27 protein-coding genes are annotated in these 26,977 nt (G+C 54.0%); 15 read left to right on the top strand and 12 right to left on the bottom strand.

The window, feature by feature from the left end; translation table 11 throughout:
* Nucleotides 1–110: 110 nt before the first annotated feature.
* The 5 genes from USF70_RS09395 to USF70_RS09375 all read right to left on the bottom strand — a co-directional run bounded on the left by USF70_RS09395 (nucleotide 111) and on the right by USF70_RS09375 (nucleotide 5,117).
* The gene (locus USF70_RS09395) at nucleotides 111–827 is read right to left on the bottom strand and encodes an ABC transporter ATP-binding protein (RefSeq protein ID WP_033145889.1); all 717 of its coding nucleotides are present in this window, start codon (nucleotides 825–827) and stop codon (nucleotides 111–113) included.
* Complete coding sequence (locus USF70_RS09390) at nucleotides 824–1,699, bottom strand: ATP-binding cassette domain-containing protein (protein WP_039263773.1); 876 nt, start codon at nucleotides 1,697–1,699, stop codon at nucleotides 824–826. Before USF70_RS09390 ends, USF70_RS09395 begins: the two co-directional genes overlap by 4 nt.
* Nucleotides 1,696–2,970, bottom strand: coding sequence for a high-affinity branched-chain amino acid ABC transporter permease LivM (gene livM / locus USF70_RS09385; RefSeq protein ID WP_047061114.1), 1,275 nt, complete (start codon nucleotides 2,968–2,970; stop codon nucleotides 1,696–1,698). Before livM ends, USF70_RS09390 begins: the two co-directional genes overlap by 4 nt.
* Before the next feature lie 11 nt (nucleotides 2,971–2,981).
* Nucleotides 2,982–3,896: an ABC transporter permease subunit gene (locus USF70_RS09380; RefSeq protein WP_023312278.1), complete on the bottom strand. Its 915-nt coding sequence runs from the start codon at nucleotides 3,894–3,896 to the stop codon at nucleotides 2,982–2,984.
* A 99-nt stretch (nucleotides 3,897–3,995) separates the two neighbouring features.
* Nucleotides 3,996–5,117 carry a branched-chain amino acid ABC transporter substrate-binding protein gene (locus tag USF70_RS09375; RefSeq protein WP_033145885.1) on the bottom strand — a complete coding sequence of 374 codons (1,122 nt, stop codon included), beginning with the start codon at nucleotides 5,115–5,117 and terminating at the stop codon, nucleotides 3,996–3,998.
* 423 nt (nucleotides 5,118–5,540) lie between these two features.
* On the opposite strand from USF70_RS09375, the gene USF70_RS09370 reads away from it, so the two are divergent.
* A complete protein-coding gene (locus USF70_RS09370; protein ID WP_029741940.1) occupies nucleotides 5,541–6,209 on the top strand; it encodes a YecA family protein in 669 nt (222 codons plus the stop codon).
* A 33-nt stretch (nucleotides 6,210–6,242) separates the two neighbouring features.
* Here the strand turns inward: USF70_RS09370 and tyrP are convergent, their stop codons facing one another.
* Nucleotides 6,243–7,454 carry a tyrosine transporter TyrP gene (gene tyrP, locus USF70_RS09365; protein WP_048979950.1) on the bottom strand — a complete coding sequence of 404 codons (1,212 nt, stop codon included), beginning with the start codon at nucleotides 7,452–7,454 and terminating at the stop codon, nucleotides 6,243–6,245.
* A gap of 229 nt (nucleotides 7,455–7,683) precedes the next feature.
* On the opposite strand from tyrP, the gene USF70_RS09360 reads away from it, so the two are divergent.
* Entirely contained in the window at nucleotides 7,684–8,025 is a 342-nt protein-coding gene (locus USF70_RS09360; RefSeq protein WP_039263769.1) for a hypothetical protein, read from the top strand.
* Between the two features lie 36 nt (nucleotides 8,026–8,061).
* Here USF70_RS09360 and ftnA read toward each other — a convergent pair whose 3' ends face one another.
* Both ftnA and yecR read right to left on the bottom strand, forming a co-directional pair.
* On the bottom strand, nucleotides 8,062–8,559 hold the full coding sequence (ftnA, locus tag USF70_RS09355) for a non-heme ferritin (RefSeq protein ID WP_023336146.1): 498 nt from the start codon (nucleotides 8,557–8,559) through the stop codon (nucleotides 8,062–8,064).
* Between the two features lie 204 nt (nucleotides 8,560–8,763).
* Entirely contained in the window at nucleotides 8,764–9,102 is a 339-nt protein-coding gene (gene yecR, locus USF70_RS09350) for a YecR family lipoprotein (protein WP_023336145.1), read from the bottom strand.
* Between the two features lie 234 nt (nucleotides 9,103–9,336).
* On the opposite strand from yecR, the gene azuC reads away from it, so the two are divergent.
* Complete coding sequence (gene azuC / locus USF70_RS09345; RefSeq protein WP_014884364.1) at nucleotides 9,337–9,420, top strand: stress response protein AzuC; 84 nt, start codon at nucleotides 9,337–9,339, stop codon at nucleotides 9,418–9,420.
* Nucleotides 9,421–9,528: 108 nt separating this feature from the next.
* Nucleotides 9,529–9,780, top strand: coding sequence for a DUF2766 family protein (locus USF70_RS09340; protein ID WP_008500405.1), 252 nt, complete (start codon nucleotides 9,529–9,531; stop codon nucleotides 9,778–9,780).
* Between the two features lie 42 nt (nucleotides 9,781–9,822).
* Here USF70_RS09340 and USF70_RS09335 read toward each other — a convergent pair whose 3' ends face one another.
* Nucleotides 9,823–11,166, bottom strand: coding sequence for an anaerobic C4-dicarboxylate transporter (locus USF70_RS09335; protein ID WP_224979112.1), 1,344 nt, complete (start codon nucleotides 11,164–11,166; stop codon nucleotides 9,823–9,825).
* A 156-nt stretch (nucleotides 11,167–11,322) separates the two neighbouring features.
* Entirely contained in the window at nucleotides 11,323–11,826 is a 504-nt protein-coding gene (locus tag USF70_RS09330; RefSeq protein WP_232937726.1) for a non-heme ferritin-like protein, read from the bottom strand.
* Nucleotides 11,827–12,613: 787 nt separating this feature from the next.
* Here USF70_RS09330 and araF point away from each other — a divergent pair.
* The 5 genes from araF (at nucleotide 12,614) to otsA (ending at nucleotide 18,569) form a co-directional block, all read left to right on the top strand.
* Nucleotides 12,614–13,603 carry an arabinose ABC transporter substrate-binding protein AraF gene (araF, locus tag USF70_RS09325; RefSeq protein WP_003859687.1) on the top strand — a complete coding sequence of 330 codons (990 nt, stop codon included), beginning with the start codon at nucleotides 12,614–12,616 and terminating at the stop codon, nucleotides 13,601–13,603.
* Nucleotides 13,604–13,674: 71 nt separating this feature from the next.
* A complete protein-coding gene (gene araG, locus USF70_RS09320) occupies nucleotides 13,675–15,189 on the top strand; it encodes an L-arabinose ABC transporter ATP-binding protein AraG (protein ID WP_320735560.1) in 1,515 nt (504 codons plus the stop codon).
* Between the two features lie 14 nt (nucleotides 15,190–15,203).
* Nucleotides 15,204–16,190 (top strand): L-arabinose ABC transporter permease AraH, encoded by a 987-nt coding sequence (gene araH / locus USF70_RS09315; protein ID WP_029742191.1) that lies wholly within the window; start codon nucleotides 15,204–15,206, stop codon nucleotides 16,188–16,190.
* A 176-nt stretch (nucleotides 16,191–16,366) separates the two neighbouring features.
* On the top strand, nucleotides 16,367–17,170 hold the full coding sequence (otsB, locus tag USF70_RS09310; RefSeq protein WP_320735559.1) for a trehalose-phosphatase: 804 nt from the start codon (nucleotides 16,367–16,369) through the stop codon (nucleotides 17,168–17,170).
* The gene (gene otsA, locus USF70_RS09305) at nucleotides 17,145–18,569 is read left to right on the top strand and encodes an alpha,alpha-trehalose-phosphate synthase (protein WP_320735558.1); all 1,425 of its coding nucleotides are present in this window, start codon (nucleotides 17,145–17,147) and stop codon (nucleotides 18,567–18,569) included. Before otsB ends, otsA begins: the two co-directional genes overlap by 26 nt.
* Nucleotides 18,570–18,584: 15 nt before the next feature.
* Here the strand turns inward: otsA and uspC are convergent, their stop codons facing one another.
* Entirely contained in the window at nucleotides 18,585–19,013 is a 429-nt protein-coding gene (gene uspC / locus USF70_RS09300; protein WP_033145878.1) for a universal stress protein UspC, read from the bottom strand.
* Between the two features lie 794 nt (nucleotides 19,014–19,807).
* Between uspC and flhD the strand changes: the two genes are divergently transcribed.
* The 6 genes from flhD (at nucleotide 19,808) to cheW (ending at nucleotide 25,240) form a co-directional block, all read left to right on the top strand.
* Nucleotides 19,808–20,158: a flagellar transcriptional regulator FlhD gene (flhD, locus tag USF70_RS09295; RefSeq protein ID WP_008500415.1), complete on the top strand. Its 351-nt coding sequence runs from the start codon at nucleotides 19,808–19,810 to the stop codon at nucleotides 20,156–20,158.
* A gap of 2 nt (nucleotides 20,159–20,160) precedes the next feature.
* Nucleotides 20,161–20,739 carry a flagellar transcriptional regulator FlhC gene (gene flhC, locus USF70_RS09290; protein ID WP_013096051.1) on the top strand — a complete coding sequence of 193 codons (579 nt, stop codon included), beginning with the start codon at nucleotides 20,161–20,163 and terminating at the stop codon, nucleotides 20,737–20,739.
* Between the two features lie 123 nt (nucleotides 20,740–20,862).
* Nucleotides 20,863–21,750, top strand: coding sequence for a flagellar motor stator protein MotA (motA, locus tag USF70_RS09285; protein ID WP_008500417.1), 888 nt, complete (start codon nucleotides 20,863–20,865; stop codon nucleotides 21,748–21,750).
* Nucleotides 21,747–22,676, top strand: a complete 930-nt coding sequence (gene motB / locus USF70_RS09280; protein WP_032658606.1) for a flagellar motor protein MotB — start codon at nucleotides 21,747–21,749, stop codon at nucleotides 22,674–22,676. Before motA ends, motB begins: the two co-directional genes overlap by 4 nt.
* Before the next feature lie 4 nt (nucleotides 22,677–22,680).
* Nucleotides 22,681–24,717, top strand: coding sequence for a chemotaxis protein CheA (gene cheA / locus USF70_RS09275; protein ID WP_320735557.1), 2,037 nt, complete (start codon nucleotides 22,681–22,683; stop codon nucleotides 24,715–24,717).
* A 19-nt stretch (nucleotides 24,718–24,736) separates the two neighbouring features.
* On the top strand, nucleotides 24,737–25,240 hold the full coding sequence (cheW, locus tag USF70_RS09270) for a chemotaxis protein CheW (RefSeq protein ID WP_023312262.1): 504 nt from the start codon (nucleotides 24,737–24,739) through the stop codon (nucleotides 25,238–25,240).
* 104 nt (nucleotides 25,241–25,344) lie between these two features.
* Here the strand turns inward: cheW and USF70_RS09265 are convergent, their stop codons facing one another.
* A complete protein-coding gene (locus USF70_RS09265; protein ID WP_320735556.1) occupies nucleotides 25,345–26,610 on the bottom strand; it encodes a dicarboxylate/amino acid:cation symporter in 1,266 nt (421 codons plus the stop codon).
* Nucleotides 26,611–26,977 lie beyond the last annotated feature (367 nt).

The following is a 26,977-nucleotide window of genomic DNA, read 5'->3' as shown; positions in this document are numbered from 1 at the left end:
TATGGGTGCAAGTCCCATCCGGGTTCCATGATAAACAAAGAATAATCAAAGCAATAAGCAGTGTCGTGAAACCACCGAAAGGTGGTTTTTTTGTGCCTGATATCAGCCAGTCAAACCCCGCCCAAATACGCCTTCCTCACCTCCTGATTTCCCAGCAGCTCCTCGCCGCTGCCGCTCAGCCGGATCTGCCCGTTAACCATCACATACCCGCGGTCGGAAAGCTTCAGCGCGTGATGCGCATTCTGCTCCACCAGAAAGATGGTCATGCCGTTGCGGGCCAGCTCGCGCAGCGTCTGGAAGATCTGTTTCACCACAATCGGCGCCAGCCCGAGGCTCGGTTCATCCAGCAGCAGCAGCTTCGGACGGCTCATCAGCGCCCGGGCGATCGCCAGCATCTGCTGTTCCCCGCCGGACATGGTCATCGCGCGCTGCTTGCGCCGCTCTTTAAGGCGGGGGAAGAGGTCGAACATGGTTTGCATATCCTCAGCGGCAAACTGGCTGCCAATGGGGATGGTCCCCATCAGCAGGTTCTCTTCAACGGTCATATCCGGGAAGATTCGTCTGCCTTCCGGCGCCTGCGCAATGCCGCCGGACGCGACGTAGTGGGTGGATTTATGGCTGATATCTTCGCCGCCGAAAAGGATCTGTCCGCTGCGAATGCGGGGCTGGCCAAAGATGGACATCAGCAATGTCGATTTACCCGCGCCGTTTGCGCCAATCAGCGCCACGGTTTCACCCTTATTGACCTCGAGGGAAACCTGTTTAAGCGCCTGAATGACGCCATAAAACACATCCACCTCGCGAAATGCCAGCAGCGGTTCGCTCATAGATTGACCTCGCTTTCATCCGTACCCAGGTAGGCGGCAATGACCTTTTCATCATGCTGGATCTGCTCGGGTTTTCCCCTGGCAATAACATCCCCGTGGTCGAGTACGATAATGTCGTCCGAAATCTCCATCACCATCCCCATATCATGCTCAATCAGTAATACCGTGATGTCATGATGATCCCGCAGAAAACGAATAATGCTGCTGAGCTTATGCGTTTCAACCGGGTTAAGCCCGGCGGCGGGTTCATCCAGACAGATCATTTCCGGCCCGGTGCACATTGCTCGCGCAATTTCCAGACGCCGCTGCTGGCCGTACGACATCTCTCCCGCCAGACGATTGGCGCACTCCACCAGATCCACCACTTCCAGCCAGTAGAAGGCCCTGTCCAGGGCGTCGCTTTCCGCGCGCCGGTATGCCGGCGTATTTAAGATCCCGGCGAGCAGATTGCGGTTAACGCGCATATGCTGCGCAACCAGCAGGTTTTCCACGACAGACATCTCGCGAAAAAGACGGATATTTTGAAACGTGCGGGCCAGCCCTGCGCGGTTGACCAGATGCGTTCCGCCAAACATTTTGTAGAACAGACGCTGCCCGAACTGCGCGGGGTTAATCCAGTCACCCGGCTGGAATTTTTGTCCGAGCACCTGAATAACGTTGGTCGTTTTATGGCGGGTATTAAATAAAATGTTGCCGCCGGAGGCCCTGTAGAAGCCCGTCAGACAGTTAAACACGGTGGTTTTTCCCGCCCCGTTTGGCCCAATAAGGGCGGTAATTGAGCCACGCTGTACGTCCAGGTTGACGTCGTTTAGCGCCTTAATCCCGCCGAAGTGCATCATCAGATGTTCAACGCGCAATATCGTTCCGTTCATGGCGCGACGCCCTTACGCACGGCAAACCCGCTGCGGTTAATACGGATCAAACCGCGCGGACGCCAGATCATCATCACCACCATGAGCATGCCAAACAGCAGGACGCGGTACTCGGCAAAACTGCGCAGCAGTTCCGGCGTTACCGTGAGCACAAAGGCGGCCAGCACCACGCCAAGCGTTGAGCCCATCCCGCCCAGCACCACGATGGCGAGGATCAGTGCAGATTCAAAGAAGGTAAAGGAGGTCGGGTTCACGAACCCCTGATAGGTGGCGAAGAACACCCCGGCAATCCCTGCGGTCGATGCGCCCAGCGTAAAGGCCGACAGCTTAACCAGAACATGATTTAACCCCATCGAGCGGCAGGCAATTTCGTCTTCACGCAGGGCTTCCCACGCCCGACCAATCGGCATCCGCGTCAGGCGGTGCTTGATATAGAGCACCAGCATCACCACCAGGAACAGCACCGCGTAGATAAAAATAAACTTCATGTTCGGGTTGTAGGTCAGGTGGAAAAACTCGTGGAAGGGCACGCCGCCTTCTTTCGCGCGTCGTCCAAATTCCAGACCGAAAAAGGTGGGGGGAGGGGCCGACACGCCGTTTGGTCCGCCGGTGAAGGTCAGCCAGTTGTTCAGTATCAGGCGAATGATCTCCCCGAACCCGAGGGTGACGATGGCCAGATAGTCACCGTGCATGCGCAGTACCGGGAAACCGAGCAGGGCGCCTGCGGCGGCGGCCATAATTGCCGCCAGCGGCAGCATGCTCCAGAAGCCTAAGCCGAGATACTGGTATCCCAGCGCCAGACCGTACGCCCCAATTGCGTAGAACGCGACATATCCCAGATCCAGCAGACCGGCCAGACCCACGACGATATTCAGCCCCAGACCGAGAAGCACGTAGATCAGCCCGAGAATGGCGACGGTCAGCACATATTTCGTGGCGACAAACGGAAAGCAAATCGCAAGGGTAATCACCAGAGGAATAATCCAGCGCATGCGGCTTTTGTATTCCGGTGGCCGGACATATACGCCCGCGCTATCGGCTTCGAAGCGTGACTGGAAACGGGCGCCCGCGGCGGTATCTAAAAAGGCGCTCAACAGAAAACGCCCGAGCATGACGATGCCGACCATCCAGGCCAGCCGCTGCCCGGCGAAGTTAAAGCTGTAACCGTCCAGCACCACGCCCGCAATGGGGCCGAAAATAATCAGCGCAATCAGCCCGGAAAAAATCGCGTCCAGCATGCAGCGTTTAAGTGAAAAACCGTGTGACGTCATCATTCTCTCCCTCACACTTTGGCCACAATCGGGCGCCCAAGCAGCCCCTGGGGACGGAAAATAAGGATCATGACCAGCAGGCCGAACGAAAAGACATCTTTATAGTCTGAGTTCACCATGCCCGAGAACTGGGCTTCCGCCACGCCCAGGATAAGGCCACCGAGCATGGCGCCGGGGAGGGAGCCGATGCCGCCGAGTACCGCCGCGGTAAAGGCTTTAATGCCGATCACGAACCCGACGTAGAAATCAAAGGTGCCGTAATTCATGGTGATCAGCACGCCCGCCAGACCGGCCATCGCCGCGCCGATGACGAAGACCAGTGAAATAATCCGGTCGGTGTTAATGCCCAGAATGGAGGCCATCTTACGATCCTGCTGTACCGCGCGGCACATCCGGCCCAGCCGGGTATGGTTGATAATCCAGGTGAGCACCAGCATGCCGGCAAACGAGGCAACCAGAATAAACACTTTGGTGTAGGTTATCTGTACGAACCCGTCGCCCAGATGCAGGCGAATCACGCCGTCCAGCATGGTCGGCACCCCTTGCTGGCGCGGACCCTGGCTCAGCTGCGCGTAGTTTTGCAGAATAAGAGACATCCCAATGGCGGAGATCAGCGGCGCCAGGCGCGTCGAGTTGCGCAGCGGCTTGTAGGCGATACGCTCGATGGTCCAGCCGTACACCCCGGTTACCACGATGGTGAACACCAGCGTCCCGAGGATCAGCAGCGGGAACGACTGCAGACCGAAGAACGAGAGCAGCGCCAGGCCGATGGCGCAGAGATAGGCGGAAATCATATACACTTCGCCGTGGGCGAAATTGATCATCCCGATAATGCCGTACACCATGGTGTAGCCGATGGCGATTAAACCGTAGACGGAGCCCAGCGTTAAGCCATTGATTAACTGTTGCAGGAAGAATGTACTCATCTTAGCGCGCTCGTTTTATAGGCTGCGCGATGCGCGCAGCCTGATGTTTATTACGCGCCGACGGGCAGGCCCGCCGACGTTGAGCGTGACTCCGTCCCGTTACTGCACTTCCTTATATTTGCCTTTGTCGTCCCACTGATAAACCACGTAGTCAGACACTTTCAGATCGCCCTTGCTGTCCCAGGCTTTTTTGCCCATCACCGTGTCGACGGAATTGGCTTTCAGCCACTCGCTGGCTTTGGCGGAGTCCTTGCCGCCGGTGGCCTTGAAGGCTGCGGCAATAGCCTGTACGGAGGCATAGGAGTAAAGGGTGTAACCTTCCGGCTCGAATTTACCGGCGCGGAATTTCTCGATAACCGCTTTACCGTCCGGGATAAGGCGCGGATCTTTACCGAAGGTCATGTAAATGCCGTTGGTGTATTGCGGGCCACCCGCGGCGGTCACCATCTCTTCGTTGACAATGCAGTCGCCGGAGAAGAATTTCGCCTGCACGCCCTGTTCACGCATCTGGCGAACCAGCGGACCGGCTTCCGGGTGACAGCCACCGAAGAACACGACGTCCGGTTTTTGCGCGCCGATCTTGGTCACCAGCGCGTTAAAGTCTTTTTCACCGCGAGATAACCCCTCATACATCACATCCTGAACCCCGCGTTTCGCCAGCGCCGCTTTGGTGGCGTCAGCCAGACCCTGACCATAGGTGTCTTTATCGTGAATAATCACCACGCGTTTGGCTTTCAGCTTGTCGATGATGAAGTCGCTGGCAACCTGACCCTGCTGGTCATCGCGTCCGCACATGCGGAACATATCGCTCATGCCGCGTTCGGTGATCAGCGGGTTAGTTGAGCCGGGGGTAATCGCAATAATGCCCGCGTCGCTATACACCTCGGAGGCGGGCATTGTGGAAGAGGAGCAGAAATGGCCGACCACGGCGTTGACTTTATCCTGGTCAACTAAACGGTTGGCGACGGCCACGGCCTGCTTGGGCTCGCAGGCATCATCCCCCTGAACCAGTTTGATCTTCTCGCCGTTAATGCCGCCTGCGGCATTAATGTCTTCAGCGGCCTGCGTTGCGCCGTGCCAGTACTGATCGCCATAGGTGGCATTCGGACCCGTGAACGGCCCGGCCACGCCAATCACAATATCTGCCCGGGCGGAAAACGCCGTCACCAGGCAACCGGCCAACACAAGAGAAAGAGGAGTTCTGATTAATTTCAGCGACATTATTATGTTCCTTAGCAAAGAGGTTTTTGCACCACGGCGTAAACCCGAACGCCCGACGGCGCAGCCAATCCGAAACACGAGCAAGAACAAAATGCACTAAACGAACAAGATACAGACGGCATCCTGCATATTACGGCGAGATTTCCCTGCGCAGAGGCGCGCGAAGAACGTTAAGCAAAAACGTTGCCAGAATGGTTAACCCATTGACGGGCATGCGACATGTTTGAGTATAGAGCGCCGCGTTATGCCGCCTTGCGGGAGGAGAAGAAATTACAGCGGAGATCACATATCGTTAACAATAAAGCCCATAAGTTGTGCAAAGGTCACGATTTGCACGTTTTTGCAGCAATAAAGACCTAAACTTCAGCCCGGAGAGGCGTGAGATATGTGTTAGGATCGTTTCCTTTTGCAGGAGTAACAGCGATGACTGAAGGCCCATTGAATGAAAGCGAAATGGCGTGGCTTGAAGAGACGTTAATGTCTTACGGTCATGATGACGCGTCCGTGATTGACGTGTCCGAACTGGACGGCATGCTTACCGCAGTGCTTTCCGGTCCTGTTGTCGTTGAGCCAGATGCCTGGCTGGTGGCGGTGTGGGGTGGCGAGAAGTACATTCCGCGCTGGAAAAACGATCGTGAGATGAATCGTTTTATCGATCTCTGCTTTAAGCATATGAACGATATTGCCGAGCGCCTGAGCGAGTACCCGGATCAGTTTGAACCGATGTTCGGTTATAACGATGTTGACGGTGAGAGCTATACCGTGGTGGAAGAGTGGTGCTATGGCTATATGCGCGGCGTGGCGCTGACGGACTGGTCAGCCCTGCCGGAAGCCCTGAAGGCCGATCTTGACGTGATTGCCCTGCACGGGACGGAAGAGAACAGCGAAAAGCTGGATGAACTGTCCGAAGAGGAGTATATCGCCAGCATCGAAAGCATCCAGCCTGCGGCACTGCGTCTATATCAATACTGGGTAAACAACCCGCAGCAGCCGGAAGTGAAGAAGCCGACGGTGAACGGCACGAAGGTCGGACGTAACGATCCGTGTCCTTGCGGCAGCGGGAAGAAGTTTAAGAGCTGCTGTTTGCACTAATAAAAAAGGGGCTGATGATAGCCCCTTTTTTATTTAACCCACTTCCGGCAGCATCCCGGCTGCAATCAATACCTGCACCAGAATAATCACCACCCCACAGCCAAACACAACGCACAGCAGCGGTTTTCCTCCCGCCACGCGATATCCCTGCTGAGGATGCTGCTGGCGGCTCTTCCACGCCAGCAGGGAAGGGAGCAGCAGGGCCAGGATAGAGAGCGCTACCCCTGCGTAGCCCAGCGCCATCACAAACCCGCGTGGGTAAAATAGCGCGAACGCCAGCGGCGGCAGGAAGGTGATGGCCCCCGTCTGCAACCGTCCGGCCGCGGTATTGCGACGCTGGAACAGGTCGGCCAGATAATCAAAAAGGCCGAGCGCCACGCCCAGGAACGAGGTTGCCAGCGCCAGGTCGGCAAACAGGTGTACCGCCAGCTCCACGTGCGGGGAGGTGACGACCTCGCGCAGCGCCAGCAAAAAACCGTTCAGGCCAGCATGTTGCGCCATCAGCCCAATAAAGGTTGAAGAGTCAATGCTGCCCAGCGTCACCAGCTGCCAGAAGATATAGGCGATCAGCGGGATCGCGCTGCCGATAACAAAGACGCGGCGCAGCTTGCGGATATCACCGTTCATATAGCTGACGATGCTCGGCACGCTGCCGTGGAAGCCAAACGAGGTGAAAATGACCGGGATCGCGGAGAGCGCCAGCCCTTTTTCCAGCGGCAGCGTCAGCAGGTTGACCTTGTGCACGTGCGGCGCCAGCAGCACCAGCATGACGATCAGGAAGAGAATTTTGGCGCTGAACAGAAAGCGGTTAAACAGATCGACCAGCGATGTCCCCACGCAGACCACGCCGCCGCCGATGAGCGCAAAGAAGATAGCCCCCGTCGCTGGGGTGATGTCAGAGCCAAACCAGTCGTTGACGCTGGAGGCGATGAGTTCCCCGGCGCCGCTGATATAGGCGGCGGTCAGGGCGTACATCAGGAACATCATGCTAAAGCCGGTTATCCACTGGCCGTAGCGTCCCAGATAGCGCGCCGCAAGCGAACCCAGACCGGTGTCGGCGGGCACGTGCTGGTAAACCTCAAGCAGCAGCAGGGCGGTGTAGCACATCAGCGCCCAGAGCGTACCCAGCAGCAGCAGGGTCATGCCAAATCCTACGCCCGCGGCTGCCAGGGGCATTGCCAGCATTCCTGCGCCAATCGTCGTTCCGGCGACGATAAAAATACTTCCCAGGGTTCTGTTTCTCACGCTTTCCTCTACAACGATGCTTAACCGCGACAAAATCTGCGGCGCAGAGTAAGGGAAAAGCCGTAACTCGTCAAATCACCGTTACAAGTAGTGTAATGAATTATTTACGAACTACTGGAGCTCTGACCCTTTTTAGGCGCAGGCCTACTTCATAAGGGCAATGTTGCCAGGCGACATTCCGGCGTAACGTAAACAATAAATATAAATTATCAAATTAAGTGAGGGTTTTATGGCTGGGGAGAATCCCTTTACTGCGGCATGGAGCCGGGGAGGTAACCTGTTGTGCCATGGCCACTGGATAATTAGCTGGCAGAACCAGCCCCTGATACTTCCCGAGTCCCGCCGCGAAAAGGATATGGGCACCTGGGCAATCTATTCGATTATCGATCCTGAAGATGAAACCTTTGCACAAGGCTTACAGGAAGATGAGTGGATCGTTGAGAATGTCGACTGGTTAACGGATATGTTCTTCGAGGTGGGGATTCCGCTGGAGACCTCCAGCTACCGCTATTTTTACCAGGCCGTGAATCCCCATGACTGGCGCTGCACCAGCTGTGCGGGCTGTATGTAAATTAACGCGGTGCCGGAAACCGGCACCGCGCTGAAATTAATTCTGCGTATCAAGAGTGGAAAGTTCTTTATCAATAAAGTAAAGGCCTTCGCCGGATTTCCCCACCAGAGATAATTTGTCCAGCACGGATTTAAACAGCTTCTCTTCTTCGTGTTGCTCAGCGACGTACCACTGCAGGAAATTAAAGGTTGGATAATCCTGGCTGGTCATTGCGGCATGAACCAGTTCGTTAATTTTCTGCGTGATCAGCTGCTCGTGCTCGTAGGTGGCGCGGAACAGTTCATCGAGAGAATTATACTCAGCGAAAGGTGATGTCACGGTTTCAATGCGCGGCAGGCTGCCCGTATCCGTAAGATAATCAAACAGACGCTGCATGTGGGTCATCTCTTCCTGAGCGTGACGACGCAGAAACGCGGCCGCACCTTCGAAGCTGTGGTAGCTGCACCAGGCGCTCATCTGCTGGTAGAGCAGGGATGAAAAAAGCTCAAGGTTCATTTGTGCGTTGAGCTTGTCGATCATTTCAGTTTTCAGCATGGTGACGCTCCGGATTATTATTTCTGGTTCACAATGAGCGACACTATAATTTGTTATTTAATTATTTGCAAAACGTAAAATTTTTATTTTATTTATTTAAAATACGAATGGGAATAAAACGCATTGGCGATTTTTATAATTTATTAATGAGAATTGTTTTTGTTCGTAATGAAATATACTGCCAGCAAGCGCTGGCAGCGTTGATTAATACCAGGGATTATTTGACTTAGGGTTAACGGCGTAACCCATACATTTATACTGGATAGTCACGCTCTCGTTCAGGCACAAAGAGCCGCTCGTCAGGGTACAGGTTTTGATGGGCTGACCATAGGCTGAAGCGGTGGCATACCCCATGCTCTGACACGCTTTTGCCGCCGTGCCGTTATTCACATACTCATCGGAATACGCATTTTGCAGCGCTGCCTGGCCGTAATCGAGGCGGACGATGCCGTTCGGCGCGTCGAGGCTGCTGACTTCAGCCTGGCGGTTGATACTACACCCCGCGAGCAGCAGGATTGTGCCGGCTACAATGACTCTTTTCATGGTTCGCTCTGAGTGGATGGAAATACCTTATCGTACCCGCAGATGCCCGCTGCAATGCCTGGAATAGCCGGACAATCTGCCCTCACTCTTCGCAACGGGTCAGAGGGGAGTGCTATCAGGCTAATTCCTCATAAAAATGTGATGAGTATCACAAAATGATTGATTTTTGTGATAATGGTCATATTATAAGCACGTTGACAATAAAGTTGTATAACAAGTTAATGGAGCATCATCGTGAAACTGCGCAAAATCCTGAAAAGCATGTGGGCCAATTACTGCCGCACGTTCAAAGACGTGCCGCCAGGCGCCATGTTCTGATTAAAAAAACCTGCTTCGGCGGGTTTTTTTGTACCTGCAGGCGACGAAGGGAAGATGTCAGGGGACGTGTTTTGCTACTATGGCGGCCTTTAAATAAGGAGAAAACCCATGTCACAAAACCTGAGCGCCGATCAGGAACTGGTCTCTGACGTTGTCGCCTGTCAGCTGGTTATCAAACAAATCCTTGATGTTCTGGACGTGATTGCGCCGGTTGAAGTGCGCGAGAAGATGTCTACGCAGCTGAAAAACATCGATTTCGCCAGCCATCCTGCTGCCGCTGACCCGGTTACGCTTCGTGCGATCCAGAAAGCTATCGCGCTGATTGAGCTGCGATTCACGCCGCAGGGTGAGTCCCACTAAAGCAGGGGTAGGGGCGACGGCACGTGTCGCCCTTTGAAGCGGTTAAAAGAACGTCTGGACCAGCAGGTAGCTCGCCGCGCACGCGCAGCTTACCCCAATCAGCCCTGGCAGAATAAAGCTGTGGTTGATGATAAATTTGCCGATGCGGGTGGTGCCTGAACGGTCAAAGCCGATGCAGGCCAAATCACTGGGATAGGTCGGCAGGACAAAATAGCCGTAGGACGCCGGGAAAAAGGCGATCAGCATTTTCGGGTCGATGCCGAGCATGAGACCCATTGGCGCAACGGCCGTCAGCGCAGCCGCCTGGCTGTTCACCAGTTTTGACACCAGAAACAGCACAATGGCATACGTCCACGGGTGGCTCTTCACCACGCCTTCCAGCGCCAGCTTTAACTCGTCGAGATGCGCCTGAAAAAAGGTATCGCTCATCCACGCCACGCCGAACACCGAGAAGATCGCGACCATACCGGCCTTAAACACCGCGCCGTTGGAAATGGCCGACGCATTAACCTTACAGGCCATCAGCATCACGGCGCCCGCAATTAACATCATCATCTGAATGACAAGGTTCATCGACAGCGCCGTCATTTTGCCTTTCACTTCAAAGGCGGGGCGCAGTTCCGGAAATGCCCCCAGCAAAACGACCACGGCAATACCGGCAAAGAAAATCCACGTGGACCAGTAGGCCTGTTTAGGGAAACGCTGATTCATTAACGTCTCCGTACCGCCGTAGATAAACTCGCGCTGCTTAGGATCTTTTAGCTTTTCCTGAAACTCTATGTCGTCAGCCAAATCTTTCCCACGGCGTAAACTCCACAGGGCCGCAATGGCTACGCCGATGAGCGAAGCGGGAACCGACACGGCGAGAATTTCCAGGATCCCCCACGCGTGGCCGATCCCATGCTGGGCTGCCAGGATAGACACCAGCGACACAACGGCAACGGAAACGGGGGAAGCCGTAATCGCCATCTGTGATGCCACCGACGCCACGGCCATGGGGCGCTCGGGGCGGATCCCTTTTTTCAGGGCGATATCCGCGATGATGGGGAACATGGTGTAGACCACATGGCCGGTGCCGCACAGAAAAGTCAGCATCCAGGTGGTGAAAGGGGCGAGCAGGGTGATGTGCTGCGGGTGTTTGCGCAGCAGACGTTCGGCAAACTGCATCATGACGTTGAGGCCGCCCGCAGTCTGCAGCGTAGCCGCACAGCCAATCACCGCAAGGATGGTCAGCATAACGTCAACCGGCGGTTTACCCGGTTGCAGACCAAAGACAAAACATAAAATAAAAAGACCAATACCGCTGATTAACCCAAGCCCCATACCGCCGAAACGCGTACCCGTCAGCAGGCAGAGGAGAATGACAACAAACTCAATGGTGATCATGATGCTCCCTCGTCAATGATTATGTAACTAAATAAATCATCACACGTTGTGTGGTTAATCATTGGGAGCCAGATCTGATTTGTTAAATTTCAGCAAAAGCAGAAGGTTGGAGATGGGAGGGGGGCCTGCTCCCCGGGACGGAAGCAGGCCAAAAACTCAGTGGTGCTGAACTGCCACAATGTCGAGCAGATGACGGTCGGTTTGCTCAGGACATAAACCCGCCTGCTGCGCATTATGGATTTCATCCGCCAGCGTCTTCAGCAGCATGCCATCCTGCTGCTGCTCTTTGTCCATATCGCGTAAGAATTTGAGCGTTGTAATATCCTGCTGCGCTTTGGCTTCATCGGCCAGTTTGCTGAGCGTGCTGCAGCGTTGCTCGTACTCTTCAAGCGTTTTCTGAAACAGTTCTTCCAGGCAGGAGTAGTTTTCGTTGATCCCACCAAGGGCTTTAACGACAGGATTTGCCCCTGCGGCTTTCAGGAAGTTAAAGACACGCATCATGTGGGTGACGTTACTTTGCGCCTGAGAGCGAAAGAATGTGGCAGACCCCGTAAGACTATTCTCGGCACACCACGCGCTTAAGTGAAGGTGCAGATTCGAGGCGTAGAACTCAAGGTTCATCTGCGCGTTAAGTTTTTGCATCATCGTTTGGGTAGCCATACTCATATCCTTATTGACTGTGGGACGTGATGTCCGTTGCGTAACCTGAGCGCCAGGCAAATACGAAGAGAAGAGCAGAAATAGACATTCTGCCGTGACCGAAGTCGACCGAAATTCACTTCCTGTGTTCGATATAAATAAGCATACCCTTGTATTGGGTCTAAGAAAACTCTTAATCAGACTATATTTACCATACATTACAAAGTTTAATATAGTACAGAAATACAATTAGCTCGCCATGAATTGAATGTGACTTAATGGACTAATAATTAACGATTTTTATCGTGATGACACACTGTTACTCTTTCGAAAATATTAAGTTGGAATATTACTCCGGGAAAAGGAAAAATACGGATTAATCATTTCGAATATATGATGTGTCAATAAAATTGCGCTAAATCAAATTCTGCGGAATAACGTTTTTTCAGGTGAGTTGTACATTCGTGATGAAAAACATGTTGAACCCCTTAACGCCAGGTGCCGTTTTGCCCGCTGAGAGGCATCAGGGATATCTTGGCTAATCTTATGGATAATTCTGCTTAACCCCTTTCTATTTGTCTGACAAATCCCGCCTTTTTTATGTCATTTTTCGCTGAATTTATGTACGCAATTACTGTAATTCTGCGGTGTGATGGGGCTCTCTTATGGATGATTAATTTCCCGCTAAAACTATCACCAGCAATAACGCTTATGACGAGGTAAGCGCTAATGCCTTGTTTTAAGTCCGATTAAATAAGAAGCACGCACTTATTCCCTACAGAAAAGAATGCTAAAGCTGGAGTTTACCATGCACAAATTTACTAAAGCGCTGGCGGCCATCGGTCTGGCTGCCGTTATGTCACAATCCGCTATCGCTGAGAATTTAAAACTCGGTTTTTTGGTAAAACAGCCCGAAGAGCCCTGGTTCCAGACTGAGTGGAAATTCGCAGATAAAGCCGGGAAAGATTTAGGTTTTGAAGTCATTAAAATCGCCGTGCCTGACGGCGAAAAAACCCTGAACGCCATCGACAGCCTGGCGGCCAGCGGTGCAAAAGGTTTCGTTATCTGTACTCCGGATCCAAAGCTGGGGTCGGCAATCGCGGCGAAAGCGCGCGGTTACGATATGAAGGTCATCGCGGTTGACGATCAGTTCGTTAACGCCAAAGGCAAGCCGATGGACACCGTCCCGCTGGTCATGATGGCGGCGACCAAAATCGGCGAACGCCAGGGCCAGGAACTCTATAAAGAGATGCAAAAGCGCGGCTGGGATGTCAAAGAGACCGCGGTAATGGCAATCACGGCTGACGAGCTGGACACCGCCCGTCGTCGTACTACCGGTTCAATGGATGCGCTGAAAGCGGCTGGCTTCCCGGAAAAACAGATCTATAAAGTCCCAACCAAATCCAACGATATCCCGGGCGCTTTCGACGCCGCGAACTCTATGCTTGTCCAGCATCCGGAGGTCAAACACTGGCTGGTGGTCGGCATGAACGACAACACCGTGCTGGGCGGGGTGCGCGCGACGGAAGGCCAGGGCTTCAAAGCGCCTGACGTGATCGGGATTGGCATCAACGGCGTTGACGCCGTCAGCGAGCTGTCCAAAGCGCAGGCTACCGGCTTCTACGGTTCTCTTCTGCCGAGCCCGGACGTTCACGGCTACAAATCCAGTGAGATGCTCTACAACTGGGTAACCAAAGGGGCCGAACCGCCGAAATTTACCGAAGTGACCGACGTGGTGCTGATTACCCGCGACAACTTCAAAGAGGAGCTGGCGAAAAAAGGGCTGGGCGGTAAGTAATACGCTGTGATTGTGCCCCTCATGCATCGTGAGGGGCCAGACGTACACACTACAGGAATCACGGAGACGTTATGCGACAGTCTGATCCGTATCTCTCTTTTCGCGGCATCGGGAAAACTTTTCCCGGTGTTAACGCGCTGACCGATATCAGCTTCGACTGCTATGCCGGCCAGGTTCACGCCCTGATGGGGGAAAACGGCGCGGGGAAATCCACGCTGTTGAAGATCCTCAGCGGCAACTACGCGCCTACGACCGGCACGCTGGCCATTCGCGGCGAAGAGGTGGCGTTTGCCGATACCACGGCGGCGCTCAATGCCGGGGTGGCGATCATCTATCAGGAGCTGCACCTCATTCCTGAGATGACCGTGGCGGAAAACATCTATTTAGGTCAGCTTCCGCACAAAGGCGGCGTGGTAAATCGTTCGCTACTTAATTATGAAGCGGGGCTGCAGCTTAAACACCTGGGTCTGGACGTCGATCCCCAGACGCCGCTGAAATATCTCTCCATCGGCCAGTGGCAGATGGTTGAAATTGCCAAGGCGCTGGCGCGTAACGCCAGAATTATCGCCTTCGATGAGCCCACCAGTTCGCTCTCTGCGCGTGAAATTGAAAATCTGTTCCGCGTGATCCGCGAATTGCGTCAGGAAGGCCGTACGATTTTGTATGTCTCGCACCGCATGGAAGAGATATTTGCCCTGAGCGACGCCATCACCGTCTTTAAAGACGGGCGCTATGTGCGCACCTTTACCAACATGCAGCAGGTTAACCATGACCAGCTTGTTCAGGCGATGGTCGGACGCGAGCTGGGTGATATTTATCACTGGCAGCCGCGTCAGTACGGCCCTGAACGCCTGCGTCTGGACAGCGTCAAAGCGCCGGGCGTGCGCACGCCGATTTCGTTATCCGTTCGCAGCGGCGAAATTGTCGGCCTGTTTGGTCTGGTGGGGGCGGGGCGCAGTGAATTAATGAAAGGCCTGTTCGGCGGTACCCGTATTACCGATGGGCAAGTTTCTATTGATGGTGAACGGGTCGATATCCAGAAACCGGCCCACGCGATCAGGGCGGGCATGATGCTCTGCCCGGAAGACCGTAAAGCCGAGGGGATTATTCCGGTACATTCGGTACGCGACAACATCAATATTTCCGCTCGCCGCAAGTTTATTCGCGCAGGCTGCCTGATAAACGATGGCTGGGAGTCGAGCAACGCCGACCACCATATTCGCTCGCTGAATATTAAAACGCCGGGTCCGGAACAGCTGATCATGAATCTGTCAGGCGGAAACCAGCAGAAGGCGATTTTAGGCCGCTGGCTGTCGGAAGATATGAAGGTCATTTTGCTGGATGAGCCGACGCGCGGTATCGATGTGGGGGCAAAACACGAGATTTATAACGTGATCTATGAGCTGGCAAAACGTGGCGTGGCGGTGCTCTTCGCCTCCAGCGATCTGCCGGAGGTGCTTGGCGTGGCCGACCGCATTGTGGTGATGCGTGAAGGCGAAATTGCCGGTGAATTGCTTCATGAACAGGCGAATGAACAACAGGCGTTGAACCTCGCCATGCCTAAAGTCAGCCAGGCTGTCGCCTGAGTAAGGAGTTAATGATGTCCTCTGTTACTACATCCGGAGCGCCGAAGTCGAAGTCGGCGCTGAGTTTTGGACGTATCTGGGATCAGTACGGCATGCTGGTGGTCTTTGCCGCACTGTTCCTCGCCTGCGCGATCTTTGTTCCTAACTTTGCCACCTTCATTAATATGAAGGGGCTGGGGCTGGCCATTTCCATGTCCGGGATGGTGGCCTGCGGGATGCTGTTCTGCCTGGCCTCCGGCGATTTTGACCTGTCGGTGGCGTCGGTGATTGCCTGTGCGGGCGTCACGACGGCAGTGGTGATCAACATGACGGAGAGCCTGTGGATTGGCGTTCTCGCCGGTCTGCTACTCGGCGTCATCAGCGGTCTGGTGAACGGTTTTGTTATCGCACGCCTGAAGATTAACGCCCTGATCACCACGCTTGCGACGATGCAAATTGTCCGCGGGCTGGCCTATATCATCTCCGACGGTAAAGCGGTGGGGATTGAAGACGAGCGCTTCTTTACCCTGGGTTACGCCAACTGGCTGGGGCTGCCTGCGCCAATCTGGCTGACCGTGGCCTGCCTGATCCTGTTCGGCTTCCTGCTCAACCGGACCACCTTTGGCCGCAATACTCTGGCGATTGGCGGTAACGAAGAGGCCGCCCGTCTGGCCGGGGTACCGGTGGTGCGAACCAAGATTATTATCTTCGTGCTCTCAGGGCTGGTTTCTGCCGCCGCGGGGATTATCCTGGCTTCGCGTATGACCAGCGGCCAGCCGATGACCTCTATTGGCTACGAGCTGATCGTCATTTCGGCCTGCGTTTTAGGGGGCGTTTCCCTCAAGGGCGGCATCGGAAAAATCTCATATGTGGTGGCCGGTATCCTGATTTTAGGCACGGTGGAGAACGCCATGAACCTGCTGAATATTTCGCCGTTCTCGCAGTACGTGGTTCGTGGTCTGATCCTGCTGGCAGCGGTGATTTTCGACCGTTACAAGCAAAAAGCGAAGCGTACCCTGTAACCCTTTTTCCTGTCTTTTATTGCTCAACTTATAACCATAGTTGACCCCTTAACCGCCCCGCCAGTAAAACTGGCGGGGCGGTTGTCAAATGGCGAGCGACGTCACACTGTCTATACTTACATGGCTATGAAAGAGGTAAAGGCGTTTACCTCTCGTAAACCGTAAGGAGGAAAAGGGTGGCTGACATGTTAATCGCACCGCCTGTACTGCCCGGACACTATGCTTTCTTTTTCGATCTCGACGGCACGCTCGCCGGGATAAAACCGCACCCTGACCAGGTGTCTATTCCGGATGCGGTGTTACAGGATTTGCATCAGCTCTCGCTCATGAACGAGGGAGCACTGGCATTGATATCAGGGCGCTCAATGGCCGAGCTGGATACGCTCGCCAGTCCTTACCACTTTCCGCTGGCCGGTGTACACGGAGCGGAGCGCCGCGACATCCATGATCACACGCATATCGTTTCACTCCCTGACGCACTCACGCAAACGCTCCAGAAGCAGCTTTCTGCTGCGCTGGAAGCGCTGCCTGGCACCGAGCTGGAAGCCAAAGGCATGGCCTTTGCCCTGCATTATCGTCAGGCGCCGCAGCATGAGGAGGCCGTGCTTGCGCTGGCTCAGACGGTAGCGGATGCCCATCCTCAGCTGGCGTTGCAGCCCGGCAAATGCGTCGTGGAGTTAAAACCGAAAGGGATTAATAAAGGCGCGGCCATCGCCGCGTTTATGGCGTCGCCGCCTTTTAAAGGGCGAACGCCCGTTTTCATTGGGGATGACCTGACCGACGAGGCCGGGTTTCGCGTGGTGAATCAGGCCGGAGGGATCGCCGTCAAGGTGGGGCCTGGTGACACCGTTGCCGAATGGCGGCTGGCGGATGTCGCCAGCGTCTGGCAGTGGATATCTGACATCGCTAACCAGCAACAACAACAAATAGCGCAAAGCAAAGGGGGAAACCATTATGGGTCGCTTAGTCGTCGTCTCTAACCGAATCGCACCGCCGGATGATAAAAAAGCCAGCGCGGGTGGCCTGGCGGTAGGGGTGTTAGGTGCCTTAAAAGCCGCTGGCGGGCTGTGGTTTGGCTGGAGTGGAGAAATCAGTGAAGAGGAGAAACCGCTCAACAAGGTGACGCGCGGAAACATTATGTGGGCTTCATTTGCATTGAAAGAGAAAGACTATGACGAGTATTACTCGCAGTTCTCAAATGCCGTCCTGTGGCCTGCGTTCCACTATCGTCTTGACCTGGTCAAATTCCAGCGTGAATCCTTCGAAGGCTACTCGCGCGTAAATGCGCTGCTGGCGGATAAACTGCTGCCATTAATAGAGGAAGACGATATTTTATGGATCCACGATTATCACCTGTTGCCCTTCGCGAGAGAGCTGCGAAAGAGGGGGGTGAATAACCGGATTGGCTTCTTCCTGCACATCCCGTTCCCGACGCCGGAAATTTTTACCGCGCTGCCGCCGCATGAAGAGCTGCTGGAGGCGCTGTGTGATTACGATTTGCTGGGCTTCCAGACCGAAAATGACCGCCTCGCGTTCCTTGACTCCGTGTCTGGCAAAGCGCGTCTGGTGACCAAAGGCGGGAAAACCCATACGGCGTGGGGGAAAACCTTCCACACCGAGGTCTATCCAATAGGGATTGAACCTGACGAAATCGCGGAGCAGGCTTCCGGCCCGCTGCCGCCGAAGCTGGCGCAGCTTAAGAATGAACTCAAGCACGTGAAAAATATCTTCTCGGTTGAACGTCTTGATTATTCCAAAGGGCTGCCGGAACGCTTCCTGGCGTATGAAACGCTGCTGGATAAATACCCGCAGCATCACGGGAAAATTCGCTATACCCAGATTGCGCCGACGTCGCGCGGTGAGGTTCAGGCCTATCAGGATATTCGTCATCAGCTGGAGACAGAAGCAGGGCGCATTAATGGCCGCTACGGCCAGCTGGGCTGGACGCCGCTGTTTTACCTGAATCAACACTTTGACCGTAAGATCCTGATGAAGGTCTTCCGCTATGCGGACGTTGGGCTGGTCACGCCGCTGCGCGACGGGATGAATCTGGTGGCGAAAGAGTATGTGGCGGCCCAGGATCCTGCCGACCCGGGTGTTCTGGTGCTTTCCCAGTTTGCCGGAGCCGCAAATGAGCTCACGTCGGCGCTCATCGTTAACCCTTACGACAGGGATGACGTGGCGAACGCGCTGAATCGTGCCCTGACAATGCCGCTCACGGAACGTATTTCCCGTCATGCTGACATGATGGAGACAATCCGGAAGAACGATATTAACCACTGGCAGGCGCGTTTTATTCAGGATCTCCGGAATATCGCTCCGCAAAGCCATGAAGGCGATCTGCAAAAAAAGATCGCGACCTTCCCTAAACTCGCCTGATTTACTGCTGGGGGGCTAATGCCCCCCAAGCGGCACTAACAGCACATCGACCTGGCTCGACGCGACAATAGATTTCGCCGCGCAGGCTGCCCGCGATAAAAAGCTGTGGTTATGGTTCCCGCAAATCACTAAATCTATATTTTGTCTGCGACACATATCGAGAATATGGGCGTTAAGTTCCCCGGTCGCAATAACAGTTTCATAAACAGGATATTGTGCCTTTTCCACTAATTCGCGCAGAAATTGCTGCGTTTCTTCCTGCAGAACCTCGCGAATATCCTCCAGCATGGGGGCGGCCAGCTGATTATACATCTCCGGCTCTGCGGCGAGGGTGATGAGGCTGATGCGGGCATTGTGGGGTCTGGCAATGGAAACCGCCCGGGCGACGAGCTGATGGCTTTCGGGGGAAACTGCAACGGAAACAAGAAGATGGGAGTAACTCATGGCGCACTCCTTAGATGTCTGAAAGACAGCGTTTAACCACCTTTACCGCGAAATCTCCGGTTCTGCAAGAGCAGATTACGACATTAGTGTGAAGCTTATCATAATTATTCATTAATTATTCTTATAAGAAGAATAACTGAAAAATGCGCCTAAATGAAAAAAATTAACAACTTAACGTAAATCACACAAATCCACGCCTGGACTGTTAAATCGTTTTGATGCGTTACAAACTCATTTCGAATGATCACGTCCTGAAACATCTTTTTTGTGCTACCTGCATAACTATATGTTTTTTCACGGTAAGAAAAATGTTTCCAGGAGAGGGGCCTGATGTAAATGTTTCCGCGCGGCGCTTACGGCATGAAAAGCACGTTGCATGCCAGTTTGGATCACCCTTCTGCATGAGTATTCGTCAATTAAGAATACAAAACAGTACCGATTGGCTAAATTTTGACCAAATTACAAGTCATACTGATGGATTTATGGGTCATATTCACTTAAATTGTGTGACGTGGATCACATTTTTTTTAAATTTGAGGGTGGCTGGATTGTATGTGTCAAAACTGACGAGTAGAGTTTGCGTCGAATTAGGAAAAATCTTAGTTATTTGTAAGAAATGATAAATCATGTAAGAGACGCATTCGCGGTTTCTCTCTTACGGTTTCAGTGAATACAAACCTAAATTCAACTATGCATTTAGCCTTTTCTTTTTTATACCGGGTGATTTCCCGGCGACATCACGGGGTGCGGTCTTTCCGCATAAAAATAATAGTTGGTTATTCGGGATGGGAACAATGCATACATCCGAGTTGCTAAAACATATCTATGACATCAATTTGTCGTATTTACTGCTCGCGCAGCGTTTGATTAGTCAGGACAAGGCGTCCGCGATGTTTCGTCTGGGTATTAACGAAGAAATGGCAACCATGCTGGGCGGCTTAACCCTCCCGCAGATGGTTAAACTGGCTGAAACGAATCAACTGGTTTGCCAGTTCCGTTTCGATGATTCACAGACAATAACGCGTCTGACGCAGGAATCCCGTGTGGACGATCTTCAACAGATCCATACCGGTATTCTTCTTTCCACTCGCTTGCTTAACGAAATCAGCCAGCCTGATGACGTAGCCCGTAAGAAAAGGGCCTAGCAATGAGCGAGAAAAGCATTGTTCAGGAAGCGCGTGACATACAGTTGGCCATGGAGCTGATTACACTGGGTGCTCGTTTACAAATGCTGGAAAGCGAGACTCAGCTGAGCCGTGGTCGTCTCATCAAACTGTACAAAGAGTTACGTGGTAGTCCCCCGCCGAAAGGCATGCTGCCGTTTTCTACCGACTGGTTTATGACGTGGGAGCAGAATATTCATGCTTCCATGTTCTGTAATGCCTGGCAGTATCTTCTCAAAACCGGTTTGTGTAGCGGCGTTGACGCCGTGATCAAAGCGTACAAACTTTACCTTGAACAATGCCCACAGCAGGAAGAAGGCCCTCTGCTGGCGCTGACCCGCGCATGGACGCTGGTGCGTTTTGTTGAGAGCGGAATGCTTGAACTGTCGCGCTGCAACTGCTGCGACGGCAATTTTATTACCCATGCTCATCAACCTGCAGGCAGCTTCGCCTGTAGTTTATGTCAGCCTCCATCCCGCGCAGTAAAAAGACGTAAACTTTCCCGGGATGCTGCCGATATTATTCCACAACTGCTGGATGAACAGATCGAACAAGCTGTTTAACCCGAACGTGTGGGAAAGATTCCAGCAGCGGTAAGCAATTACCGCTGCTTTTTTTTACCCCGCAAACGGTAAACGCTGCGAGCTGGACGTCCTTGCCATAGTCACTAGCGGAAGGATGATGTCGTGCTTATCTTATTAGGTTACCTGGTAGTTCTCGGTACAGTTTTCGGCGGTTACATGATGACCGGCGGGCACCTTGGAGCACTCTATCAACCGGCTGAACTTATTATCATCGGCGGTGCAGGGGTAGGGGCTTTTATCGTTGGTAACAACGGTAAATCGATCAAGGGCACGCTGAAAGCGATTCCGTTGCTGTTCCGTCGCTCGAAATACACCAAAAGCATGTATATGGATCTGCTGGCACTGCTCTATCGCCTGATGGCGAAGTCGCGTCAGCAGGGCATGTTCTCGCTTGAACGGGATATTGAAAACCCGAAAGAGAGCGAAATTTTTGCCAGCTATCCGCGAATTCTTGCTGATGCCATGATGCTGGATTTCATCGTCGACTATCTGCGACTCATCATCAGCGGCAACATGAACACCTTCGAAATCGAAGCGCTGATGGACGAAGAGATCGAAACCCACGAAAGCGAATCTGAAGTGCCGGCCAACAGCCTGGCGCTGGTCGGCGACTCGCTTCCGGCATTCGGTATCGTTGCCGCGGTAATGGGCGTGGTTCACGCCCTGGCCTCGGCAGACCGTCCGGCAGCCGAGCTGGGCGCGCTGATTGCCCACGCGATGGTGGGGACTTTCCTCGGTATTTTGCTGGCGTACGGCTTCATCTCTCCGCTGGCGAGCGTTCTGCGCCAGAAGAGCGCGGAAACCACCAAAATGATGCAGTGCGTGAAGATCACGCTGCTCTCTAACCTCAACGGTTACGCGCCACCGATCGCGGTTGAGTTTGGCCGTAAAACGCTTTACTCCAGCGAGCGTCCGTCGTTTATCGAGCTTGAAGAACACGTGCGTGCGGTGAAAAATCCAAACCAACAGACGACAACTGAGGACGCATGAAAAACCAGTCCCATCCGATCGTCATCGTAAAAAAACGCAAGCACAAGGGCGGCGGGCATGGCGCACACGGCTCGTGGAAAATTGCGTACGCCGACTTTATGACCGCAATGATGGCGTTCTTTCTGGTGATGTGGCTGATCTCCATCTCCAGCCCAAAAGAACTGATCCAGATTGCCGAATATTTCCGAACGCCGCTGGCAACGGCGGTGGCCGGTGGGCCGCGTATCTCTAACAGCGAAAGCCCGATCCCGGGCGGCGGCGATGATTACACCCAGCAGAAGGGTGAGGTGAAAAAAGAGCCGAACATCGACGAGCTGAAAAGAAAGATGGAGCAGGCGCGTCTGAAGAAACTGCGGGGCGATCTCGATCAGCTGATTGAAGCTGATCCGAAGCTGCGCGCGCTGCGCCCGCATCTGAAGATCGACCTGGTGCAGGAAGGGCTGCGTATTCAGATTATCGACAGCCAGAACCGCCCAATGTTTAAAACCGGGAGTGCGGAAGTCGAACCGTACATGCGCGATATTCTGCGTGCCATTGCACCGGTGCTGAACGGCATTCCTAACCGAATCAGCCTGTCAGGACACACGGATGATTTCCCGTACGCCAGTGGGGAGAAGGGATACAGCAACTGGGAGCTTTCTGCCGATCGTGCCAACGCCTCGCGTCGCGAGCTGGTGGTAGGTGGGCTTGATGATGGCAAGGTACTGCGCGTAGTCGGCATGGCCGCAACCATGCGCGTTTCCGACCGCGGGCCGGATGATGCCATCAACCGTCGTATCAGTCTTTTAGTGCTGAACCAGCAGGCGGAGCAGGCCATCCTGCATGAAAACGCCGAAAGTCAGAATGAGTCACTGGACGATTTAAAACAGCCTGGGGCCGTTCCTTCGGCTGCCGTTCCAACATCGCCACCAGCCAATCCGAGGTGATAGCGTGAGCATGGATATTAGCGATTTTTACCAAACATTCTTTGATGAAGCCGACGAATTGTTGGCCGATATGGAGCAACACTTGCTCGATTTGGTGCCTGAAGCACCGGACTCCGAGCAGCTCAATGCCATCTTCCGTGCGGCGCACTCTATTAAAGGCGGAGCCGGAACGTTTGGATTTACCATCCTGCAGGAAACGACCCATTTAATGGAAAACCTGCTTGATGAAGCACGACGCGGTGAGATGCAGCTCAATACCGACATTATCAACCTGTTTTTGGAAACCAAAGATATTATGCAGGAACAGCTCGACGCCTATAAAAGTTCGGCAGAGCCTGATGCCGCCAGCTTTGAATACATCTGCAATGCGCTGCGCCAGCTCGCCCTGGAAGCAAAAGGTGAGGTCGCTGCAGCCGTTGTCCCTGCGGCGAAACTGAGCGTTGTCGATGCGGTTGCTGCCGACGAGGCCGCGCCAGCCGCTGCACAAGCGGGCAAACTGCGCGTTGTGCTGTCACGTCTCAAAGAGAATGAAGTTAACCTGCTGGAAGAAGAGCTGGGTAACCTGGCGAAGTTAGGCAACGTGGTAAAAGGCAAAGACAGCCTTGCCGCGACGCTTGATGACGGTATTGGCCAGGACGATATCGTGGCGGTACTGTGCTTTGTGATTGAAGCTGACCAGATCGCCTTCGAAACCGAAACGCCCGCGGTCGACGCCCCTGCCGCTGCGGAAGAGGTGGCCGCTGTCGCTCAGGCCGCCGCACCGGCTGTGGCTCCTGCGGCTCCGGCGCTGAAGGCAGTGCCAAAAGAGGCCGCAGCACCTGGCCGCGGTGAGAAACCTGCCGCGCGCTCCAGCGAGTCAACCAGCATCCGCGTTGCGGTTGAGAAGGTCGACCAGCTGATTAACCTGGTGGGCGAACTGGTGATCACCCAGTCGATGCTGGCTCAGCGTTCTAACGAACTGGACCCGGTTACCCACGGCGATCTGATCACCAGCATGGGTCAGCTGCAGCGTAACGCCCGCGACCTGCAGGAATCGGTCATGTCCATCCGTATGATGCCGATGGAATATGTCTTCAGCCGCTTCCCGCGTCTGGTTCGCGACCTTGCCAGCAAGCTGAATAAACAGATTGAACTGACCCTGATGGGCAGCTCAACCGAACTGGATAAGAGCCTGATCGAGCGCATTATCGACCCGTTAACGCACCTGGTGCGTAACAGCCTCGACCACGGTATCGAACTGCCGGAAAACCGCATTGCCGCCGGAAAATCGCCGGTCGGCAACCTGATCCTCTCTGCGGAACACCAGGGCGGGAACATCTGCATCGAAGTGACCGATGACGGCGCGGGTCTTAACCGCGAGCGCATCCTGGCAAAAGCGATTTCGCAGGGGATGGCGGTCAATGAAAACATGACCGATGAAGAAGTGGGCATGCTGATCTTCGCGCCGGGCTTCTCTACCGCGGAGCAGGTGACCGACGTGTCCGGACGCGGCGTAGGCATGGACGTGGTGAAACGTAACATCCAGGAGATGGGCGGCCACGTTGAGATCCAGTCTAAACAGGGTTCCGGCACCACCATTCGCATCCTGCTGCCGCTGACGCTGGCGATCCTCGACGGCATGTCAGTCAAAGTGGCGGACGAAGTCTTTATCCTGCCGCTTAACGCCGTGATGGAATCCCTGCAGCCGCGTGAAGAAGATCTGCATCCGCTGGCGGGCGGCGAGCGCGTCCTCGAAGTGCGCGGTGAGTACCTGCCGCTGGTTGAGCTGTGGAAAGTGTTCGAAGTGGACGGGGCGAAGACAGAGGCCACGCAGGGCATCGTTGTGATCCTGCAAAGCGCGGGCCGTCGCTACGCGCTGCTGGTCGATCAGCTGATTGGTCAGCACCAGGTGGTAGTGAAGAACCTCGAAAGCAACTACCGCAAAGTGCCGGGTATTTCTGCCGCCACCATTCTGGGTGATGGTAGCGTGGCGCTGATCGTCGATGTGTCGGCGCTTCAGGGATTAAATCGTGAACAACGTGTGGCGTACACAGCCGCCTGATTAAGTAGAAGGTAATAACATGACCGGTATGAGTAATGTAACGAAACTGGCGGGCGAGCCATCAGGGCAGGAATTCCTGGTATTCACTTTAGGCGATGAGGAGTACGGCATCGATATCCTGAAAGTGCAGGAAATCCGTGGTTACGACCAGGTTACCCGCATCGCTAACACGCCTGCTTTTATTAAAGGTGTCACCAACCTGCGTGGCGTCATTGTGCCAATCGTGGATCTGCGCGTGAAGTTCAGCCAGGGCGACGTTGACTACGACGACAACACCGTGGTGATCGTTCTGAATCTGGGGCAGCGCGTGGTAGGTATCGTGGTGGACGGCGTATCTGATGTGCTTTCCCTGACCTCTGACCAAATTCGTCCTGCGCCGGAGTTTGCGGTCACGCTGTCGACCGAATACCTGACCGGCCTGGGCGCGCTCGGCGAGCGTATGCTGATTCTGGTGAACATCGAGAAGCTGCTGAACAGCGATGAGATGGCGCTGCTGGATATCGCCGCGAGTCACGTAGCGTAGGTAAATGCAAAACGGCAACCCAGGTTGCCGTTTTTTGTGTTTGCTCCCTCTCCCTGTGGGAGAGGGCAGGGGTGAGGGCATCAGGCCTCACCCTTTTTTTCACCTTACGCTTCCTGCTTTACCAGCTCAGCTTCAGCTTCCGCTTCCCGCGGGCCTTCATTCTGTGACAGCATCGCAGTCGCGATCCCATTCCCCAGCACGTTAATTGCGGAACGGCCCATGTCCAGGAAGTGGTCGATCCCCATCAGCAGCAGAATCCCCGCCACCGGAATATTAAAGCTCGGAATGGTTGCTGCCAGCACCACCAGTGAAGAACGCGGTACGCCGGCTATCCCTTTCGACGCCAGCATCAGGGTCAGCATCAGCACCGTCACTTCAGAGAAGCTCAGGTGAATGTTGTACGCCTGAGCGATAAACATCGAGGCGAAAGAGCAGTACACCATCGAACCCACCAGGTTGAAGGAGTAGCCAATCGGCAGAACGAAAGAGGCGATGTTGCGCGAGCAGCCGAAGCGCTCCAGCTGTTCCAGCGTTTTCGGGTAGGCGGCTTCAGAGCTGCTGGTGGTAAAGGCCACCAGGACCGGATCTTTCAGCATGCTGACCAGGCGAAACACCTCTTTTTTCAGCACCATGTAGCCCACGGCCAGCAGCACCATGCAGGTAAGAAGAATGGCAACATAGTAGCCGCCAATAAAGGAGGCGTAGTTCAGCAGAATGCCCAGACCCTGCGTGGCAATGACGGATGAAATCGCCGCGAAAATGGCCAGCGGAGCAACGTACATCACGTAACCCGTTACCTTCAGCATGATATGGGAAACCACATCCAGCGCGGCCACCAGCGGCGCGTTGAATTTCTGCCCCAGCGACGCGCCGCCGATGCCGAAGAACATTGAGAACACCACAATCTGCAGGATCTCATTGTTCGACATCGCCCCCGCGATACTGGTTGGAATGGTGTGCGACAGGAACGCTTTCAGCGTCATGCCGCCAACGGCCAGGCCGGTATCCACCGCTTCTGTCGGAACCGTCAGGTTCAGACCGCTTCCCGGATGCTCCAGCGTGACGATAAACAGGCCAACCAGAATAGAGAGCACGGATGAACTGATAAACCACACCATCGCTTTGCCGCCAACGCGGCCAATGGTGGAGGTTTCGCCCAGCTTCATAATGCCGACGGTGAGCGTGCTGAAGACCAAGGGTGCAATGACCATTTTGATCAGACGGAGGAAAATATCGGTCAGAAGGGTAATATTATCCGACCAGGCTTTGATGGCATCCGCAGATGCATACTCATGAATTGCTGCCCCTGAAAGAATACCCGCCAGCATGAATATCACGATGAAGAGTGTGAGTTTGTTTGCACTTGCCACGAAAAAAGATCCTCTATGCGCTTCAGATGTGGCCCGCGTCGATACATATAAATTTTTTATTACGATGCGGGAAATTATTCGGCACATAAATTGACGCAAAGTGTAGGGGGATACAACTCCTTTTTAATTTTTATTAATTTTGTTGTTAATGTGCTGACGATATATTGTGATCGTCGTCACACTTTAATGGATATATTCTCCCCGAATAGAATAAAATCGCTGCCTGAATTAATTTAACCTTCTGTTATTTATAAGAAAGTTGAGTCAATAAGACATATGCCTTATGCGTTAAGGGTCGGGTGGTCGAAGCGATATCCGTAAACTAAATTCTCAATAACCCCCTCAGAGGAACGTTAAGCGGGGCTAA

This window comes from Enterobacter sp. 237C8 (assembly GCF_034106865.1).
GTDB classification, from domain to species: Bacteria; Pseudomonadota; Gammaproteobacteria; order Enterobacterales; family Enterobacteriaceae; genus Enterobacter; species Enterobacter asburiae_B.
The sequence above is the reverse complement of the archived record's forward strand: the minus strand, read 5'-3'. Positions and strand labels throughout refer to the sequence as shown.

What these genes read in the sequence shown, in the direction of transcription:
- USF70_RS09395 (WP_033145889.1), bottom strand. Translation starts at nt 827, where the DNA reads ATGAGCGAACCGCTGCTGGCATTTCGCGAGGTGGATGTGTTTTATGGC.
- USF70_RS09390 (WP_039263773.1), bottom strand. Translation starts at nt 1,699, where the DNA reads ATGAACGGAACGATATTGCGCGTTGAACATCTGATGATGCACTTCGGC.
- livM (WP_047061114.1), bottom strand. Translation starts at nt 2,970, where the DNA reads ATGACGTCACACGGTTTTTCACTTAAACGCTGCATGCTGGACGCGATT.
- USF70_RS09380 (WP_023312278.1), bottom strand. Translation starts at nt 3,896, where the DNA reads ATGAGTACATTCTTCCTGCAACAGTTAATCAATGGCTTAACGCTGGGC.
- USF70_RS09375 (WP_033145885.1), bottom strand. Translation starts at nt 5,117, where the DNA reads ATGTCGCTGAAATTAATCAGAACTCCTCTTTCTCTTGTGTTGGCCGGT.
- USF70_RS09370 (WP_029741940.1), top strand. Translation starts at nt 5,541, where the DNA reads ATGACTGAAGGCCCATTGAATGAAAGCGAAATGGCGTGGCTTGAAGAG.
- USF70_RS09360 (WP_039263769.1), top strand. Translation starts at nt 7,684, where the DNA reads ATGGCTGGGGAGAATCCCTTTACTGCGGCATGGAGCCGGGGAGGTAAC.
- ftnA (WP_023336146.1), bottom strand. Translation starts at nt 8,559, where the DNA reads ATGCTGAAAACTGAAATGATCGACAAGCTCAACGCACAAATGAACCTT.
- yecR (WP_023336145.1), bottom strand. Translation starts at nt 9,102, where the DNA reads ATGAAAAGAGTCATTGTAGCCGGCACAATCCTGCTGCTCGCGGGGTGT.
- USF70_RS09340 (WP_008500405.1), top strand. Translation starts at nt 9,529, where the DNA reads ATGTCACAAAACCTGAGCGCCGATCAGGAACTGGTCTCTGACGTTGTC.
- USF70_RS09335 (WP_224979112.1), bottom strand. Translation starts at nt 11,166, where the DNA reads ATGATCACCATTGAGTTTGTTGTCATTCTCCTCTGCCTGCTGACGGGT.
- USF70_RS09330 (WP_232937726.1), bottom strand. Translation starts at nt 11,826, where the DNA reads ATGGCTACCCAAACGATGATGCAAAAACTTAACGCGCAGATGAACCTT.
- araF (WP_003859687.1), top strand. Translation starts at nt 12,614, where the DNA reads ATGCACAAATTTACTAAAGCGCTGGCGGCCATCGGTCTGGCTGCCGTT.
- araG (WP_320735560.1), top strand. Translation starts at nt 13,675, where the DNA reads ATGCGACAGTCTGATCCGTATCTCTCTTTTCGCGGCATCGGGAAAACT.
- araH (WP_029742191.1), top strand. Translation starts at nt 15,204, where the DNA reads ATGTCCTCTGTTACTACATCCGGAGCGCCGAAGTCGAAGTCGGCGCTG.
- otsA (WP_320735558.1), top strand. Translation starts at nt 17,145, where the DNA reads ATGGGTCGCTTAGTCGTCGTCTCTAACCGAATCGCACCGCCGGATGAT.
- uspC (WP_033145878.1), bottom strand. Translation starts at nt 19,013, where the DNA reads ATGAGTTACTCCCATCTTCTTGTTTCCGTTGCAGTTTCCCCCGAAAGC.
- flhD (WP_008500415.1), top strand. Translation starts at nt 19,808, where the DNA reads ATGCATACATCCGAGTTGCTAAAACATATCTATGACATCAATTTGTCG.
- flhC (WP_013096051.1), top strand. Translation starts at nt 20,161, where the DNA reads ATGAGCGAGAAAAGCATTGTTCAGGAAGCGCGTGACATACAGTTGGCC.
- motB (WP_032658606.1), top strand. Translation starts at nt 21,747, where the DNA reads ATGAAAAACCAGTCCCATCCGATCGTCATCGTAAAAAAACGCAAGCAC.
- cheW (WP_023312262.1), top strand. Translation starts at nt 24,737, where the DNA reads ATGACCGGTATGAGTAATGTAACGAAACTGGCGGGCGAGCCATCAGGG.